The 17,622-nt window shown below is 35.7% G+C and carries 19 protein-coding genes and 1 tRNA gene; 2 read left to right on the top strand and 18 right to left on the bottom strand.

All coding sequences use genetic code 11. From position 1 onward, the window contains the following. Positions 1-46: 46 nt before the first annotated feature. The 5 genes from D1606_RS03495 to D1606_RS03475 form a co-directional block, all read right to left on the bottom strand. Positions 47-1,213: a Ger(x)C family spore germination protein gene (locus D1606_RS03495; protein ID WP_119414619.1), complete on the bottom strand. Its 1,167-nt coding sequence runs from the start codon at positions 1,211-1,213 to the stop codon at positions 47-49. Beyond that, complete coding sequence (locus tag D1606_RS03490; RefSeq protein WP_119414618.1) at positions 1,206-2,621, bottom strand: spore germination protein; 1,416 nt, start codon at positions 2,619-2,621, stop codon at positions 1,206-1,208. Before D1606_RS03490 ends, D1606_RS03495 begins: the two co-directional genes overlap by 8 nt. Before the next feature lie 20 nt (positions 2,622-2,641). Further along, a complete protein-coding gene (locus tag D1606_RS03485) occupies positions 2,642-3,781 on the bottom strand; it encodes a GerAB/ArcD/ProY family transporter (RefSeq protein WP_119414617.1) in 1,140 nt (379 codons plus the stop codon). Between the two features lie 386 nt (positions 3,782-4,167). Beyond that, a complete protein-coding gene (locus D1606_RS03480; RefSeq protein ID WP_119414616.1) occupies positions 4,168-5,430 on the bottom strand; it encodes a methyl-accepting chemotaxis protein in 1,263 nt (420 codons plus the stop codon). Continuing rightward, on the bottom strand, positions 5,421-5,726 hold the full coding sequence (locus D1606_RS03475) for an MCP four helix bundle domain-containing protein (protein ID WP_255416295.1): 306 nt from the start codon (positions 5,724-5,726) through the stop codon (positions 5,421-5,423). Before D1606_RS03475 ends, D1606_RS03480 begins: the two co-directional genes overlap by 10 nt. Positions 5,727-5,966: 240 nt before the next feature. On the opposite strand from D1606_RS03475, the gene D1606_RS03470 reads away from it, so the two are divergent. Beyond that, a tRNA-Arg gene (locus D1606_RS03470) sits at positions 5,967-6,038 on the top strand. Between the two features lie 461 nt (positions 6,039-6,499). Further along, complete coding sequence (gene clpP, locus D1606_RS03465) at positions 6,500-7,093, top strand: ATP-dependent Clp endopeptidase proteolytic subunit ClpP (RefSeq protein ID WP_119414614.1); 594 nt, start codon at positions 6,500-6,502, stop codon at positions 7,091-7,093. Here the strand turns inward: clpP and D1606_RS03460 are convergent. The 13 genes from D1606_RS03460 to hisB form a co-directional block, all read right to left on the bottom strand. Further along, positions 7,083-7,271: a hypothetical protein gene (locus D1606_RS03460; protein ID WP_119414613.1), complete on the bottom strand. Its 189-nt coding sequence runs from the start codon at positions 7,269-7,271 to the stop codon at positions 7,083-7,085. The two genes, clpP and D1606_RS03460, sit on opposite strands and share 11 nt — an antisense overlap. A 186-nt stretch (positions 7,272-7,457) precedes the next feature. Next, positions 7,458-7,715: an HPr family phosphocarrier protein gene (locus D1606_RS03455; RefSeq protein ID WP_119414612.1), complete on the bottom strand. Its 258-nt coding sequence runs from the start codon at positions 7,713-7,715 to the stop codon at positions 7,458-7,460. 107 nt (positions 7,716-7,822) lie between these two features. Beyond that, the gene (gene whiA / locus D1606_RS03450) at positions 7,823-8,770 is read right to left on the bottom strand and encodes a DNA-binding protein WhiA (RefSeq protein ID WP_119414611.1); all 948 of its coding nucleotides are present in this window, start codon (positions 8,768-8,770) and stop codon (positions 7,823-7,825) included. A 36-nt stretch (positions 8,771-8,806) separates the two neighbouring features. After that, positions 8,807-9,793 carry a gluconeogenesis factor YvcK family protein gene (locus D1606_RS03445; protein WP_119414610.1) on the bottom strand — a complete coding sequence of 329 codons (987 nt, stop codon included), beginning with the start codon at positions 9,791-9,793 and terminating at the stop codon, positions 8,807-8,809. Positions 9,794-9,797: 4 nt separating this feature from the next. Beyond that, positions 9,798-10,679: an RNase adapter RapZ gene (rapZ, locus tag D1606_RS03440; RefSeq protein WP_119414609.1), complete on the bottom strand. Its 882-nt coding sequence runs from the start codon at positions 10,677-10,679 to the stop codon at positions 9,798-9,800. Then, positions 10,672-11,154: an NUDIX hydrolase gene (locus D1606_RS03435; RefSeq protein WP_119414608.1), complete on the bottom strand. Its 483-nt coding sequence runs from the start codon at positions 11,152-11,154 to the stop codon at positions 10,672-10,674. The genes rapZ and D1606_RS03435 overlap by 8 nt, the downstream gene beginning before the upstream one ends. A 480-nt stretch (positions 11,155-11,634) precedes the next feature. Next, the gene (gene trxB, locus D1606_RS03430) at positions 11,635-12,582 is read right to left on the bottom strand and encodes a thioredoxin-disulfide reductase (protein WP_119414607.1); all 948 of its coding nucleotides are present in this window, start codon (positions 12,580-12,582) and stop codon (positions 11,635-11,637) included. Positions 12,583-12,674: 92 nt separating this feature from the next. Continuing rightward, on the bottom strand, positions 12,675-14,195 hold the full coding sequence (locus D1606_RS03425) for a tetratricopeptide repeat protein (protein ID WP_119414606.1): 1,521 nt from the start codon (positions 14,193-14,195) through the stop codon (positions 12,675-12,677). 79 nt (positions 14,196-14,274) lie between these two features. Next, positions 14,275-14,895 (bottom strand): bifunctional phosphoribosyl-AMP cyclohydrolase/phosphoribosyl-ATP diphosphatase HisIE, encoded by a 621-nt coding sequence (hisIE, locus tag D1606_RS03420; protein ID WP_119414605.1) that lies wholly within the window; start codon positions 14,893-14,895, stop codon positions 14,275-14,277. Then, positions 14,892-15,650: an imidazole glycerol phosphate synthase subunit HisF gene (hisF, locus tag D1606_RS03415; RefSeq protein ID WP_119414604.1), complete on the bottom strand. Its 759-nt coding sequence runs from the start codon at positions 15,648-15,650 to the stop codon at positions 14,892-14,894. The genes hisIE and hisF overlap by 4 nt, the downstream gene beginning before the upstream one ends. After that, a complete protein-coding gene (hisA, locus tag D1606_RS03410; RefSeq protein ID WP_119414603.1) occupies positions 15,650-16,387 on the bottom strand; it encodes a 1-(5-phosphoribosyl)-5-[(5-phosphoribosylamino)methylideneamino]imidazole-4-carboxamide isomerase in 738 nt (245 codons plus the stop codon). Before hisA ends, hisF begins: the two co-directional genes overlap by 1 nt. Further along, positions 16,384-17,031, bottom strand: a complete 648-nt coding sequence (hisH, locus tag D1606_RS03405; RefSeq protein WP_119414602.1) for an imidazole glycerol phosphate synthase subunit HisH — start codon at positions 17,029-17,031, stop codon at positions 16,384-16,386. The genes hisA and hisH overlap by 4 nt, the downstream gene beginning before the upstream one ends. Continuing rightward, positions 17,028-17,621, bottom strand: coding sequence for an imidazoleglycerol-phosphate dehydratase HisB (gene hisB, locus D1606_RS03400; RefSeq protein ID WP_119414601.1), 594 nt, complete (start codon positions 17,619-17,621; stop codon positions 17,028-17,030). The genes hisH and hisB overlap by 4 nt, the downstream gene beginning before the upstream one ends. Position 17,622 lies beyond the last annotated feature (1 nt).

Genomic DNA, 17,622 nt, shown 5'->3' with positions numbered 1-17,622 from the left:
CTATTCAGTTTTTTGAATAGCCCTTTTTCAAAAAACACCAATACATTTAGTTTTCAATGGTATTTTTAAAGGATTTTCTTCCTGAAGTCACCCGAACTTCAGCAGTTATATTTCGAAGCGAATCATTTGTCAGCTCGATTCTTCCGTTACGTTCAAATTTTTTCCATGTTTTCAGATGCTTACGGTATAGATATTCAGAGAGTCGATAAACATCTGAATCGAATTTCACGCTTTCTTGATACGTTGTCTGGATTTGTTGTTCCACTCTCTTTTTCACCGCTTTTTGTATTTCAGCTACACTTATATCCCCTCTATATCCACTAAGGAGTGCTACCATATCAAGATGAATATCAAATCGAACCTGACTACTACTAATAATAGGTATCACTTTTGCCTTCATTTTCTCAATAACCACTGAAATCCTATTTTTCTCATCGTCCTCCTGCCCATCAGCTATATCTACAGATAATCCGGCACGTATCGTTTCATCAGACAACCACTGCAATCCTTGAGCTTGCTCATTTTTTAGCTCACCTAGTACATTTTTAGGTGTAACAACACTCACGCCATTTATTAATGTTTCTGTATCATCGCTTTTATAAGTTTCCCAATTACTGATCAGTGATACTAAAGGAATATTGGTCTGATGACTTGGTTCATCCATATTGATGATCAGTTTTCTTAAATTTAAAGGTTCAATAAAGGAATGCTGTTTATAGGAATTAATGGGGTACGCTAATTTTGATAGTGAAATGGCTTTGTTTAAGACTGGCTTTGCTAACATGATTTTCCGAATAGATTCTTTGGTACTAAAAACCCACGTCTGATAACGTGTATCATGAAATTGTATAAAAGCATTAATCACAGGATTCAATTTGCCTTGCTCTAACAGATCATTTGAAAAAACTAAATAAGTAATATGCCCCCAATATAACTCCTCATCCAACGAGTTATACAAATTATTAAATGCTTCATTGACCGTTTTTCCATTTGCTTCACCTACTACTGATTGAACAATATCAGGATTCGGTGGTTGCACAGACCTTGCAATGCTTGCAAAATCGATCAATTGCGCATAGACTTTATATTCTCCATCTTTGTAATCAACACCGATTCCGAAAAGGTAAAACATTCGCCCAGCTTCATTCGAATCCCAGCATCCAGAAAGCAAGAGTGAACATAGCATGATGATTAGTAATATTCTCTTATTCATTTTTCTTTCCTTTTTTACTTCGTGTACTATCTTCTGTTTTTAGCATGGTTGGTCGTGTATTATACGCTTTTGTCGGTAAACGGAATAAAGTTTTCGTCACATTATCCCAACTCAAATCAATGGCTAAATTCATATATGGCACTCCAAATATTTTTATTTTTGATAGATAAACGATGATAAAATAAAAGGATACAAAGAAACCGAATAACCCCAAAAAAGCAGTTAGTGTAATCACAAAGATTCTTAAGACACTGACAGCAGTTACAACAGATTGGTTGACAAGTGTAAAAGAAGCAATCGTAGACGTTGCCATAATAACAACCATCGCTGGACTCGTCATCCCTGCTTGTATCACGGCATCTCCAATGATTAATCCCCCTACCACGCCAATAGTTCCTCCCAATACCAATGGTAGTCGCAGCCCTGCCTCTCGAAATAGCTCAAACATCCCCAGCATTAATAACATTTCCAAGGCAGTAGGTAATGGAAGCCCAGTATTTGCCTGTACCACAGTCGCCAATAATTGAAAAGGCACTTGGTTTTGATGAAATGTGGTCAACGCTAACCAAAATGCAGGTAAAAAGATACTAATTAATATGCCTATAATACGCATCATTCGCTCAATAGATCCAAAAATAGACGGGTATTCATTATCTTCACTCGTTTTCAGTAGCAGAAATAAATTAGCAGGTGTTATCACCCCATAAGCTGTACCATCCACAAAAAGAATAAATCTTCCCCTTACTAATGCTTGAATGGCGTAATCTGCCCTACCTGTATATTCATGTCTTGGAAAAAGTGGTGAGGCTTTATTGATATGATCCATAAACTCATCACCACTAATTAAAATATCTTTATCAATCTTACTGATTTGGTTTTTTAATTCATTTAAAGTATCTTTGTTGACAACATCATCAAGATACAGCAAGCCGACTGAAGTTTTTGTACGTTTTCCTACTTCAAATTTTTCAACGCACAAAGAATTGGTGGGCATCCGTTTTCTGATTAAAGCAATATTGACCGATAAATCTTCGATAAAATTATCCCTCGGTCCTTTTACTGTTATTTCTGTACGCGTTTCTTCCGGATTACGATTTGGTTTTTTTTGAATATTACTGGAAAAAAGGATTGATTCCTCTTCAAATAGAATTAGTACAAATCCTGTATACGCTAGTAAAATGGCTTCTTCCTTATTCTCCACTTTTTTTAGTTGGGGAATATATAAATGGGAAAGTGTTTGCTGCTCAAATAGCTCATCCGTTAAATGGCTACAATAATAACCAACACGTGGCACAATCATTTCATTTAATAATTGATAATCTACCATTGCCTCACAAATAATCATATGAATCGTATGCCCGTCAAAGTGATACTGCTGAAATTTTATATCTTCAGATTTTTGAAACATTTGCTGTAGTGTATGAATGGTTATCGTGCTTCTGTTTGTTTCGATTGTTGTTCACCACTTTCTTGACCAGTTGGATCTTTATTTGTTGATTTTTTCGAAAACATTGCAACAACTGAAAAAAAGATGGATAGTGATACAAAAAAGATAAATGTAACGATTAACAAATAGTATTCGTTTAACTTTAGAAAAGTGGTATCCTTGATTAGAACTAGCGATAAGCAAATAATGGCAAATGGCGGCGCTAGCTTCTTCCAAAATTCTTTTTTATTTTCTGTTAAATTTAAAAGCTCTGCGCTGATATATAGAAGAAAACCTACTCTTATAAACGTACCTGTTAACCATTGATAAATGGAGAAGAAGTCCATATGCTCGATAAATCGACCAATGGATCCTAACCCCCACTCTTCATAGGCAGGATATCTTTGTTTTGCGGCCTCAACGGGACCAAATTCTGTAATCGCACCGACAAGTGGTCCACATGTTAGCCCTGTTAGTATGAGCAGTATAATGGCAAAATGATACCACTTCATCTGATTTTTTATTTTATGTTGTAAAAAGAGTAAGATCAATAATTCGACAAAACCAGATGCTGGATAAATCATGCCTTTTAGAATAGGATTTATACCATGTTCAAAGAAAGGAAGAAGTAACTCATAATCCTTTACTTTCTGATTGACAATTGAAATAAAGAACCCTAGTATAATGACACCTGCTAAAACCAGTGTATTGGCAATCGTAATGGCTGTTAATCCTGCTGTTGCAAGATAAACCGTTAGAAGAAGATACAGAAGAAATAAAAAAAGCATAGGGGTCTCAGGTAAAAAAGTAGTAGAAATCCATAGTAAAGTTTCTCGCATCGTAAAAGCCGCTAGAATGATTAAAAAATAGGCGATTATATATAAAACAATGGTAGCACCAACTTTACCTATTTTTTGCTGTAGCCACTCTCGAACCGATCCTTGTTTTGTTTTATTGTGAATATATACTAAAAGAAACAACCAAAAAAACGTACTGATTGTTGCACCTAAAACAGATGCCCATCCATCTCTTCCAACAGCCTTTAAAATAGAAGGAATAATGGTGACATGATTTTTTAGTCCTATAAATGTCATCACCAACAGCAGTGCATGCAAAATACTGATCGATTCCATATTTTTCATCGTATAAAACCTTCTAACTCTTCTTTGATATACAGAGTTTTGACAAAAAGAGAAAAGAATATGCACCTTATACACAGTTTTTTCAGAAAGAAGCTATTTGTGAAACTTCCCTAAGTGGGGTTTCTTCTCCCCACTTAGGGTTTAGCGGAACCAATCGAGCTTTTATGGGCAAAGGCGACATTTTTCTATATGTCTTTCAAGGTATACCTGTTGGAGAATTTTAAATGAACAAAGAACTCCCTTCTTTTAAAAACGAGGGAGTTCTTTGTTCTATTTTAATCTATTTTCATGTATCATTTTGAAGACGTTTGATTTGTTCGTAAAAAGATTCCCCAACTATATTTGGAATTTTTTAGCTGAATTTTTCAACGTATCCGCCAAATTTGCTAATGCAGCAGCAGATGAAGCAACTTCCTCCATTGTAGCCAATTGTTCTTCTGACGCAGAAGCAATTTCTTCTGAATTAGCTGAAATTGTTTTTGCTGACGTTCTGACTTTTTCAATGGATATATTGACTTCCTGAGTGCTTGCAGACAATTCTTCTGAAACAGCAGATATTCATGTGCTTGTGCATTTACATTTTCAATTCGTTCTAAAATTTGTTTAAATATTCTTCCCGTATCATCTACAAGATTTAACCCTTTCTTCGTTACTACGTTTCCATTTTTGGTTATTTCAGCAGCGCTCAACGTATCCGTTTGTATTTGTTTGATGATTTCTGCAATTTGACTAGCAGATTGCCTTGATTCTTCAGCTAATTTACGAACTTCTTCAGCTACTACTGCAAACCCTTTTCCATTTTCACCAGCACGAGCTGCTTCAATAGCTGCATTTAGTGCTAGTAAATTGGTTTGTTCTGCAATCTCTGTGATTACATCAAGAATTTTATCAATTTCTTTGGACCTATCTTCTAACCTTTCCATCACGTCTTTGGTTTTGATATTTTCTTGATGGATTAGTTTCATTTGTTCGACCACTTTATAAATGTATTCGTCTCCTTTTTTTGCTTGATTGGCAGTTTCTTTTATATTTCCTGCTGCTGAAGATGTAAATTTTGCAATTCGTTGTACACCAATAGCGATTTCCCCCATTGAATGTGCACTTTTTTCTGTATTTTGACTTTGAGTTTCAATTGTATTCGATACTTCTTGTATAGACATAGCTACTTGATTGGTGGCCTCTGTTGTCTGTTCGCTGCTTGCCATTAGCTCTTCAGACGATACAGCGACCTGCTCAGAAGTCGATTTGATGTCGCTTATTAAAGCTTTTAAGTTGTCCAGCATAAGATTAAACGCTTTTGCTAGTCGACCAAATTCATCTCTTGATTTAATTGAAAGGGTTTCACCAGTTAAATTTCCTTTAGAAATTTCCACTACTCTATGTAAGATTGTTTTAATAGTGTTTGAGAATTTATCTCCAATTACTATAGAAATAATAATTGCAAAGATTATGGATATGATTAAAGAACTGATTAAAATTGTAATAATAGTTGAATAGCTATTATTATTTTGAGTAATGATTTCTTTTGAAACCGTTTCATTAATTTTGATTAATTTCTGCAAATCTTCATTTGCAGTGTTATATTCAGTTCTTCCGAGTAAAATTCCTTTATCTGCATTTTCCCAGTCTCCACTGTTCATTAGCGCCATATTTTTCTGTACCCTTTGGCTAAAATATGCCAATCTGCACTAAAACTTTCAAAAACTTTTCTCTCTTCTTTTCCAAGATTATGCTTTTCATATTTATTGATGATGCTATCGATTTCTTTTAAATTCATTACTGCTTGCTCGGTCATTGAGCTATCTTTTCTAAGAAGTGCTTGTACCATTTGTAACCGAACATTTCCCGCTTTCTCAGCTATACTTACTAAGCTTGTAAGGGGAACTACGCGATTGTTGTACATTTCTTTACCATTATTATTTACTTTAGAAACTAAAAAATGGATAAAACATCAGTAAATGTAATGATAAGCACAAATATTAAATAAGAAATTAGAAGCTTTGTCCTAATTGTTTTTCCCATTCATAGGTCCCTTCCTTTCAGTTTGTTATATTAAAATAAATATTACAAGTATACAATATTTTCTATATATAAACTATTAATCCCTTGTAAATTAACGACATGAGAAATCTTTATTGAATTGTTTCGAGAAAACTTATATAATATATAAGGTCGCAACATATTCGCCTCCGTAGTTTAATGGATAAAACATAAGATTCCGGTTCTTAGGCTGGGGGTTCGATTCCCTCCGGGGGCATTATTTATACTCATATTTTGCATTTACTTGCTAATATGCGTTCAACACAGCGTAATCCTGCTGTAATGACTTTTTTCACTATACTTACCTTCTCGATATATGGGGATTTTTTCCTTTTTATGTTGAGAAGGTTTTCTTATTCATATGGAATAATAGCTGTGATTATTTCGTATAAAAAGGGGTTCATTTTGTCCCCATTAAATGTATGTACGCTATTATTTTTGGATATTACTTTGTTAGTTGACTTCTATCAATTTATTTTTGTATAAGCCCAAACTGGTGGATACTTTTTGGCAGAAGAAATTGAAAAACGCGCACATATAATTCCATAAGAAAAAAAGAAATCATAACATTTGACCTTTATTGACCATCATGTGTATGATAAGAATAAGCTGAAACAAAGGAATTTTTCAGCATACGGATATGGAAAATTACCTTGTTAATCTGAGGAGGCTATTTACATGAATTTAATACCTACAGTTATTGAACAAACAAACCGTGGCGAACGTGCATACGACATTTACTCACGTTTATTGAAAGACCGCATCATTATGCTTGGCAGTGCCATTGACGACAATGTTGCCAATGCTGTTGTGTCACAATTATTATTCCTTGAAGCAGAGGATCCTGAAAAAGATATTTTCCTTTATATCAACTCGCCTGGTGGTAGTGTAACAGCTGGTATGGCCATCTATGATACGATGCAATTTATCAAACCAGATGTACAAACAGTTGGTATGGGTATGTGTGCATCTATGGGTTCATTCCTTCTTACAGCTGGTACAAAAGGCAAACGCTCTGCTCTACCAAACTGTGAAGTAATGATTCACCAACCTCTTGGTGGCGCTCAAGGTCAAGCAACAGAAATTGAAATTGCTGCAAAACATATCTTAAAAACACGCGAAAAATTAAATGGTATTCTTTCAGAACGTACTGGCCAACCAATCGACATCATTGCTCGTGACACAGATCGTGATAACTACATGACAGCTGAACAAGCAAAAGAATATGGTTTAATCGACCAAATCATGGAACGTAATGACCTTAAAAAATAATTAGGTAGGCACCATGTAAAAAGCAAGGCTCTTGATTGAGTCTTGCTTTTTTTGTAGATGCTGGAATTAAAACAGATGAAAGAGGATATTTTATTGCAAATTGAAGATCTTTTGCACAACTCATGCTCCCTTTTGCACAACTCAAGCTCTCTTTTGCACAACTCAGTCCCTTTTGCACAACTCATCTCCTTTTGCACAACTCGAAACCCCTTTTGCACAACTCAAGCTCTCTTTTGCACAACTCAGTCCCTTTTGCACAACTCGAAACCCCTTTTGCACAACTCATGCTTCCTTTATTACGAATAAAAAGCACTCAGTAACAATCATACAGTTGCTACTGAGTGCTTTTTCATTGGATTAATGATTATTCTTCGTTTTGAATAATTTTCACAAGTTTTTCTAATGCTTGTTCTTCGTCATTGCCATCTGCACTTAGAGTGACGGTAGTACCTCTAGCAATCGCTAAACTCATAATACCCATAATACTTTTAGCGTTTACTTTTTTATTTTCCTTTTGAAGAAACACATCTGCTGTGTGACGATTTGCTTCTTGCACGAATAATGCTGCTTGTCTTGCTTGCAAGCCTGATTTTAGTTTTACTTCTACTTGTTTTTCTACCACAATTACTCCCCCTTTAATAATAAGTACAAAGTCAAAAACTCTTATACTTTTTGGAATGATAAATTACATAAAAAAGATTTTTATCTTATGTTTATATGTGTTAGATACTATTCTTTAAATTTTTCGCCTCTTCGAAGGGCATCGGCAATTTCGTCGATTTTTCGAAGGCGGTGATTAATACCCGATTTACTAACGACACCTGTTGATACCATTTCACCAAGTTCCTTTAAGGTTACTTCTTGATATTCTACCCTTAATCGTGCAATTTCACGCAATTTCTCGGGTAGTTGCTCGATACCAATCATGTTGTCGATAAAGCGGATATTTTCAACCTGACGAATAGCAGCACCAATTGTTTTGTTTAAATTAGCTGTTTCACAATTTACTAGTCGATTAACACTATTTCGCATATCCCGGACAATTCGTACATCTTCAAATTTTAGCATAGCTTGATGTGCACCAACAAGACTAAGGAAATTTGAAATCTTCTCCGCTTCTTTTAGGTACGTTACAAACCCTTTTTTTCTTTCAATCGTCTTAGCGTTAAGATCAAAGTGGTTCATAAGGTCCATCAAAGCTTCTCCATGTTCTTTATATAAAGAATATATTTCTAAATGATAGGAGGAAGTTTCAGGATTGTTAACAGAGCCTCCAGCTAGAAAGGCTCCTCGTAAGTATGCCCTTTTATCTGCCTCAAATCTAATCAACTCTTCTGAAATTGTATGATTAAATAGAAAATTACCTGAGAGAATATGTAGCTCTTCTAATAATTCTTTTGCTCCATCACGAACCCGACATATATATACGTTGTTTTTTTTCAGTCTCATTTTTTTCCGTACTAAAAGTTCAATACGGTAATTATAGAATTTTTTCAAAATGGTGTACATTCTTCGAGCAATGGCTGCGTTTTCAGTTTGCACATCAAGACTTAACTGACGATTAGCAAAAGACAGAGAACCGTTCATTCGGATAATGGCAGAGAGTTCTGCTTTTAAACTAGTATCTTCTGCTTCAACTTGAGTAAGCTCTTTTTTAGTTTCCGAAGCAAATGACATTTAGATTCCCCCTCTCTTTCAATTATCTATTTTACGCTAATTCGACAATGATTGCTTCTTTTGTTGATAGATTGTTGCATATTCTACAATCCATGCAGCAACGCTATTGGTTTCGTGACGTACAACACCATTATGGATCGTGGCAATATCTTTTTTTACAACTTCGAGACCCATATTTTCTAAACGCTCAATATCGAATTGGACAGGTTCTGATGATTCTTTGATATATGCTTCTCGTATTGCTTTTGGTACCTCTTCTTTATTGATCAAAATTGTTTGTATAAAATCTTCACCAACATGATCATAAAGCGCTCTCACATGATCCCCAGCAGTATAGCCAGAAGTTTCGCCAGCTTGCGTCATTAAATTGCATATATATATTTTATGTCCTTTTGCTTTTAATACTGCCTCTTTTATACCTTCTACTAATAAGTTCGGCAAAATACTAGTATATAAACTTCCCGGGCCAATGATAATAATATCTGCATGTAATATAGCATTCACCGCTTCTTGCAACGGTTTGACATCTGGTGGTGACAGAAAAACTCGTTTAATACGAGTCCCAAATGTAGGTATTTTTGATTCGCCTTGCACAATGGTGCCATCCTCCAACTCAGCAAGTAATGTAATTCGCTGATTGGCAGCAGGTAAAACTTTACCATGAACATTTAATACACGACTCATCTCTCGTATTGCATGTGAAAAATCGCCAGTTATTTCTGTTAATGCTGTTAACATCAAGTTTCCGAGAGAGTGACCTCCCAATTCTTCTTTTCCCTTAAAACGATACTGAAACATTTCTTCTACTAATGGTTCTACTTCTGAAAGTGCCGCAATAACATTTCGAATATCCCCTGGTGGTGGAATTGCAAAGTCATCACGGATTCTACCTGAGCTTCCGCCATCATCGGCAACGGTTACAATAGCTGTCAAATCTACTGGGCATTTTTTCAAGCCCCTTAATAGAGTAGAAAGCCCTGTACCGCCGCCAATAATGACTATTCGCGATTGACGTTTTGGCATTCAGCTATCCCTTTCTCTTCGCAATATCACGATGAGTAATCACGGTTGGAGCAAACTGATCAAGATGATTACCGAAGTACTCTGCTAAAGTAACTGAACGATGTTGACCCCCAGTACATCCAAAAGCAATCACCAACTGTGTTTTTCCTTCTTTTTGATAAAGCGGAATCATGTATTCAAATAAATCCATTAACTTTTCGATTAATGCTTTCGTTTCATCATACTTTAATACATATGACGAAACATCCTCATCTAATCCAGTTTTAGAACGAAGTGACTCAACATAATATGGATTTGGTAAAAAACGAACGTCAAATACCAAATCTGCATCAATAGGCATACCGTGCTTAAATCCGAACGACATAACATTTACTGTAAATGTTCGAGAATCCACATCAGAAAATTGAGCAATAATCCGCTGGCGTAACTCTCTCGGTTTCATACTTGATGTATTATAGATAAATTGCGCACGTTCTTTGACTTCTGCTAATAATTCTCGTTCATACTTAATGCCCATTAAAGGCAACCCATTTTCTGCTAACGGATGAGAACGACGAGTTTCTTTATAGCGTCTAACTAACGTTTCATCATCTGCATCTAAAAATAAAATTTTAGTTGCAACAAGATCTTCTCTTTCAATTCGATCTAATGCATCGATCAAAGAAGAGAAAAAATCTCCTCCACGAAGGTCCATTACAGCAGCAATACGAGAAATTTCTTTTTTTGATTGTTTCATTAAATTTAAAAAAGTTGGCAACAATGCTGGCGGTAAATTATCGATACAGTAAAACCCCAGATCCTCAAAACTTTGAATAGCCAAAGTTTTACCTGCTCCAGACATTCCTGTAATAATTATTAACTCGTTTACTGACTGTGGATTAGGCATTTCTTTCATCCCCTTCACAAGACATCTGAATTTTTTCATCTAACAATTGGAAATCCTCTGTATATGTAAAAGTTCCGTATTGAGTACCTTCTTGTTCAACTGCAAATAACAGATTTGTACGATCACCTTCTGCCATAGGCAAAAGATTTAAGTCTTCTACTGGATGCCATTCAAGTAAACCTTCGCGATTTTCTTTATAGGGTGTTCCTTCCAAATCTTCAGCTAAGAAAGTAAAGAGCATCCATTCATTGACCACTTCTTCTCCACGTCTTATCACCATTGTATAAACGCCTTTAAGATGTGGTTTGACAGCTTTAGCACCTGTTTCTTCTTGGAATTCACGGCTTGCTGCTTCGAAAATAGACTCTCCACTTTCAATTTTTCCTCCGGGCGCAACATACCAACCGCGTCGTGGCTTTTTTAATAATAGAACTTGGTCGTCTTTTTTAACTAACAAATTGGCGATTCTTTGCACACACGACACCTCATTTCTAACAATTCTTATAATAATTATTATACCGTTTTCAACTGCTTGAGTAAAAAAGAATAATCAAAATATAGAAATTCAGCTATCCAGTTGTATGAAATGGATAGATTAACTGATTATAACACTGATACTTAACATGAAATTTTATAAAAAAGAGGCTGCTCCATACGGTCAAGTGATCCGAAGGAAACAGCCATACCAATGTTCAATATTATAAAAGGGGTTATTACAATTCATACTATACACAATTATTATTGCAACTTGATGACAACCATATTAAAGTAAAATTAATTTATCCAACTTTAATGAGGGCACTAAGAACTTAAGTGGAAAAGTTAGTTTGAGAAATAACAACTCCTTGTAAAATCCCTATCGGTTCAACTACCCATCAATGTTTTGGAAAGTAAAAACACATCCTACTGCAACATTTGGCACTAGTATGTCATATTGACCCCTTTATATTGCTAGTTATTTTACTGCGAATTTTTCTTTTAGTTCTTCAACATAGTGTTGAACAGCTTGTGCTGCAATACTACCATCACCAGTTGCTGTAACGATTTGACGCAATGTTTTATCGCGAACATCACCTGCAGCGTAAATACCAGGTACAGAAGTTTCCATTTCTGCATTAGTTTTAATATAGCCAGTTTCGCTTAGAATACCTAGATTTTCAAAAGGAGCTGTAAGTGGCAACATACCAATGTAGATAAATACTCCGTCTGCTTGTACTTCTTGTTCAGTACCATCGACTGTAGAAACAAGTGTTACGCTACCTACCTTGCCATCTTTTTCATGAATTTCTTTTACTGTATTATTCCAGATAAAATCGATTTTTTCATTTGCAAAAGCACGGTCTTGAATAATTTTTTGAGCACGTAATTTATCGCGACGGTGTACAATTGTTACTTTATCTGCAAAACGAGTTAAGTACATACCTTCTTCGACTGCAGAGTCTCCTCCACCAACAACGATTAAATTTTTGTTTTTAAAGAATGCACCGTCACAAACAGCACAATAGCTTACGCCTCGGCCACCAAGTTCTTTTTCACCTGGCACACCCATTTTTTTATATTCTGCACCAGTACTAATAATGATTGCACGTGTTTTATATTCTTTTGTACCAGCTTTAATCGTTTTATACTCTTCGCCATCTACAATTTCAGTAACATCGCCGTAAGCATATTCTGCTCCAAATTTTTTCGCATGTTCGAACATTTTTGTAGATAATTCAGGGCCTAATATTGACTCAAAGCCTGGATAATTTTCGACTTCTTCTGTATTAGCCATTTGTCCTCCAGGAATTCCTCTTTCTAGCATTAAAGTTGAAAGATTACCTCGTGAAGTATAAACTGCTGCAGTCATTCCTGCAGGACCAGCACCGATAATGACAACATCATAAATTTTTTCTTCTGACATATCTGCTCCTCCTAAGTTGTGGCTATTCTATTTTTCTTTATCTTAGAGGATTGCCTTTCAGTATGACAAGATATCTGCTTATAAACAATACGTTATTTGTCAAATAGTGGTAAATATTGTATCAATTGATTCACATATTTTGTCAGGGTGGCTGGGGAAATCCCATAAAATTCAGCTATTTCTTTTTTAGTAATATTCTTCACTCGAGATGATTTATACATATATTCAGTTGCAGCAGCAAGCGCCTTAGGATTTTTAAACGCATAATCGTTTTCAAAAGCACGTTCATATAGAACAAACCACATTTGAAATAAGAAAGTATCATTCATATCTAAAGGTTTCATTTCTTCATATAAAATCTCAGCAACCTCTGCTGAATGTAAAAATGATTTTAAAGTACGATCATCATCTAGAAATTTATGATCCAAAGAATAAGCTAGATACAATTTTTCAAGTGGTGTGTAATTTTCAAGTTTAATCCAATTAGGATGAGCTACGATTTCTTGTTGATAAGGCGATTTCCCCAATAAAAATATGCCTAACAATCGTTCACTTCTATACTCACTTTCTAGTTTTTCAATGATAAAACTTCTATTTCTTTCAATTGAATCGGCCTGAAGTTGATCTTGCTCAAATGTCCATGGCTCATATCCAACTTTGTCAGGATCGATTTCAAGCAATTGTTTCCAAAACAATCTAGCTTCCTTTTCAAATCCGGAAAAATATGCAGAATGAGATAACCAAAAATAATAGCCAGAATCTCCTTCAAAGCCATGATTTTTTAGACTCTTTAACCACTTATACGCTTCTTCGTAACAGCCGATTAATGCAAGGGTTGCACCAAGTTTGTATCGTTGTTCAAATGAGTAAGGGCAAAGCTTTACAAGTAATTCTGTTAACTCTTGTAACTCCTCTTCCTCTTTTTCATAGTAGGCCATAACAGTCAAATTACAGAGTGCATGTAAATTACCATAGTTTCCTTGTAACACTTGATATAATAATGTTCTAGCTTGTTCTGAATCACCTTTATAAAAATACGCAAGTGACAAATTATTATATGCTGCCCAATAATCTGGATGATCCGTAATGATATCTTCTAAAAGCGTAATGGCTTCTTCAAGTTTGCCTTCTTCCATGAACTTTCTTGCCTTTTCTTGTAAATATACTACTTCTCTATCTACAGAGGTTTCAGGAGCAATATGCTTTTCCATCGATTTAGCAAAATCGATAATATCAATTGCTTCATCAGCATATTCTCCCATTTCATCAAGGCGCAAATATTCCTCAGCATAATACTTTGCATCATCAGTAAATCCTGCTTGTGCACATGCTTCTGCTAGGAACAATAAAATTTCAGGTTCTTCTGGATCTATTTCATTTGCCTTTTTCAATAATTCTAATGCGTGATCGATACGTCCGGCTTCCATTTCAACAATAGCATACTGTAGTATTATTAATGAATCCTCTGGACTTAACTCAGTTGCTCTTCTTAAATATTTTAGCGCTTTATCAACTTGATCATGATCTAATGCTTGTACTGCTTTTTTATAATAAAAATCACCATTTGGAATAAAGGACACAACATTTTCTCGAGTATTTTGTTCACTATTCATATCCTACAGTTTTCCTCCAAAATAATAAGGAACGCATTTTTACGTTCCTTAAGCATCGTATCCTATATTATATCATAAATTAGTGTTGCTCATGACGTTTTTGCAGAACTCCTAAAACTTCATATAAATCTAATTTTTGTTCTTGCAAAAGTACTAACAAATGGTAAATTAAATCAGCTGCTTCCCATTTTAGTTCTTCATGATCACGATTTTTCGAAGCAATAACGACTTCAGTTGCCTCTTCTCCAACCTTTTTACAAATCTTATCTACACCTTCATTAAATAGATATGTAGTATAAGCACCTTCAGGCATCTCTTCTTCTCTTCCTTTAATCACATTTTTCAATGTTTCTAAAATATCAAGAGAACCGATTGAAGTTTCTTTCTCTGTTAGAACTTCTGTAAAGCATGAAACAGATCCTTTATGGCAGGCAGGTCCTTTTGGCAACACTTCCACTACTAATGCATCCTGGTCGCAATCTGCACGCATCGCTACAACCTTTTGCGTATTACCACTCGTTTCACCTTTATGCCAAAGCTCTTGTCTTGAACGACTGAAGAACCATGTTTCACCTGTTTCAATTGTTTTCTTTAAAGATTCCTTATTCATATATGCGACTGTTAGCACTTCTTTTGTTTGTGCATCTTGAACAACTGTTGTTATTAAACCTTTTTCATCAAATTTAAGATTTTCAATCATCGTATTGGCACTCCTTGTTGTTTTAAACTTGCTTTTACTTCTGAAACACTTGTCTCTTTATAATGGAAAATTGAGGCTGCTAATGCTGCATCCGCATCAATATTATGTAATACTTCATAAAAATCCTCCGCTTTACCTGCGCCACCACTTGCAATAATTGGTACATTGACAGCATCTCGAATAGCTTTTGTTAACGGCAAGTCAAAGCCGTTCTTCTCACCATCTTGGTCCATACTTGTTACAAGTAATTCTCCGGCACCAAGTGCGACTGCTTCTTTCGCCCAATCCACTGCCTTTTTATCTGTTTTGTTTCGGCCACCATGGGTATATACCATCCAAGTTTGATCTTCTTCACTCCACTTTGCGTCGATTGCAACAACAATACATTGTGCGCCAAAATAATCAGAACCCTCTTTTATCAACTCTGGACGGTTAATAGCAGAAGAATTGATCGACACTTTATCTGCTCCGGCACGTAACAGACGTTTCATATCATCTAGTGTCCGAATGCCACCGCCAACTGTAAATGGAATAGCTAGTGCTGCTGCTGTTTTACGAACAACATCAACCATTGTTTCACGACCTTCATGTGAAGCCGAAATATCAAGAAAAACAAGTTCATCTGCACCTTGTTCGTTATAAAACTTTGCTAATTCGACCGGATCTCCAGCATCGCGAAGAGATACAAATTGAACACCTTTAACTACCCGGCCTTCTTTGACATCTAGACATGGAATAATTCGCTTTGTTAACATTATTCCGCCTCCTTTAATGCCTCTTGTAATGTGAACCGTTCTGCATACAAAGCTTTACCAATAATCACACCACTAACTGAGGAATTCTTTGCAGCATCTTTCACTTTTGAAATATCCTCTAATGCACTAATACCTCCTGAAACAATAATATTCGCTCCAGTTGCTTTTGCTAATTGAATATTAGCTTCTATATTCGGGCCAGATAAAGTACCATCTGTTGCAATATCTGTGAAGATGAAATATTTTGCACCTGCTTTCGCAAAATCTTTTCCTACTTCAATAGCTGATTGATCGGATGTTTCAATCCATCCATGTGTTGCAACCATTCCATCTTTTGCATCTAATCCTATTACAATTTTCTCAGCTCCGAATTCCTTGATGAAATTTTTCACAAGTTGAGGTTCACGAATAGCAAGGCTACCAATGATGACACGATCAACGCCATTTTCTAGATAAAATCGAACATCTTCTTCGGAACGTATTCCCCCACCAATTTGAACTTTCAATGGTAACTCTTTTGCTACACGGATAACTTCCTTCGCATGTCTACGTTCTCCATCTTTTGCTCCATCTAAATCGACCATATGTACATAGCTTGCACCTGCTTTTGCAAAACGCTTCACCATCTCAAATGGAGAATCTGCATAAACAGTTTCCTTTTCATAGTCGCCCTTTAATAGACGAACACATTTCCCACCTCTCATATCGATAGCTGGAAATATTTGAATTGAACTCATGAAACAGCAACTCCTTTCGCAACTGCACGCAGCCACTGTTGTAGTAAATAAACGCCACATTCTCCTGATTTTTCGGGATGAAATTGCATACCTGTTACATTTCCTTTTTGTACAATTCCAGGAACTTTCATATCACCATACTCTGCATAAGCGATAAGATTTTCCTCATCCATATCCGTTGCTAAATAAGAGTGTACAAAATAGACAAAATTATCTGTTGGTAATTGTTCTAACCATGTTGGCGATTTAGCAAATATTAAATCATTCCACCCCATATGTGGAACACGATAAGACTTTCCTGAAAGATCCTTACCCGAAAATTGTTTAACTACCCCTTTGAAAATTCCCAAACCTTTCCAATAGCCATTTTCTTCACTTTCTTCAAACAGAAGTTGCATACCTAGGCAAATACCTAAGAGAGGCTTATTAACCGCTACAATCTTATCGATAAATGTAACTAGCCCTGTATCATTAAGTTTTTTCATAGCATCCTCAAATGCACCGACACCAGGTAATATTAGAGCATCACATGTTAACAAACTTTTTTGATCTGATGAAATTAGCACTTCACAACCTAAACGTTTAATCGCTTGTTCAACACTAAAGAGATTTCCCATTCCATAATCGATTACGCCAATTTTCATGTTAACAACCCTTTCGTAGACGGAACTTTACCTTTCATTCGAGGATCAATTTGTACTGCATCATCAATCGCTCTAGCTAAAGCTTTAAAGATGGCTTCTATAATATGGTGTGTATTATGACCATAAGGAACAATAACATGAACATTCATACGTGCTTCTAATGCAAATTTCCACAAAAATTCGTGTACTAATTCTGTATCAAATGTTCCGACTTTTTGGGACGGGATTTCAGCACGAAATTCTAGATGTGGTCGATTTGAACAGTCAATAACCACTTGGGCTAGTGCATCATCCATTGGGACAAACGCATTTCCGTAACGTTTAATACCTTTTTTATCACCAAGCGCTTCTTTAATCGCTTGACCGAGTACAATTCCCAAATCTTCTGTTGTGTGATGGTCATCGATATCTGTGTCACCATTTGCAGTAATCTTCCCATTGAACAGGCCATGCTTCATGAAAAGATCAAGCATATGATCCATAAATGGTACACCTGTATCAACTGTTGCTTTCCCTTCTCCATCCAAATCGATTTCTACAGCAATTTGCGTTTCATTTGTCTTACGTTCTATTTTTGAATAACGTGCCAAA

Source organism: Rummeliibacillus sp. POC4 (assembly GCF_003576525.1).
In the GTDB taxonomy this organism is placed as follows: Bacteria; Bacillota; Bacilli; order Bacillales_A; family Planococcaceae; genus Rummeliibacillus.
Note: the sequence above shows the minus strand (reverse complement) of the source record. Positions and strands in the feature narration are given on the sequence as shown.